Here is a 604-nt window from a genome sequence, read left to right on the forward strand (position 1 = left end):
CGCCCCTGGCCCGTCGGCTCGCCGAGGAGAACGGCATAGACTGGCGCAGGCTGAAGGGCACGGGTCCGGATGGCACCATCGTGGAGCGGGACATCCTGGCCTTCCTGGCCAAGGTCATGGCCGGGGAGGTGGACCTCCCCCCCATGCCGGAATCGCCCCCGCCCCTGCCCCCCGCGGAGGAGCTGAAGCGGGCCCAGGCCGCTCTGGAAAGGGAAGGGGTGGACCTTGCCGAGCTCATCCCCGAGGCCCCCAAGACCCCCACCCTGCAGGTGGAGGAGGTCCCCGAGGAGGAGCTCGCCCTGGACTTCCCCGAGATAGACCTCCTGGACGAGGAGCCCCTCTTCCTCCCCGAGGAGGAAGAGGCCCTCGAGGCCTGGGAGGAGGACCTTTTGGAAAGGCCCCTCCCCGAGCCCCGGCAAGAGGAGCTTCAGGAGGCCGCCCAGGAGGCCCCTGAACCCGAGGCGCCTCCCGCCCTCGAGGAAGCCCTCCCCACCCAGGAGATCCCCCCAGGCCCTCTCCTGGGGGTGGCCCCCGTGCCCGCGCCCGCCCAAAGCGCCCCCCTTCGGGTCTTCCGCCGGAAGGTGGACCAGACGCGTCTAGGGGA

Annotated in this window: 1 protein-coding gene; it reads left to right on the forward strand. The window is 71.9% G+C overall.

Translation table 11 applies throughout. The features are described 5' to 3' along the window. Window positions 1-604 (forward strand): E3 binding domain-containing protein (locus BVI061214_RS00245; RefSeq protein ID WP_211256763.1); only part of this gene is annotated, 604 nt, incomplete at both ends.

The sequence above is a fragment of the Thermus aquaticus genome, from assembly GCF_001280255.1.
Taxonomy (GTDB): domain Bacteria; phylum Deinococcota; class Deinococci; order Deinococcales; family Thermaceae; genus Thermus; species Thermus aquaticus.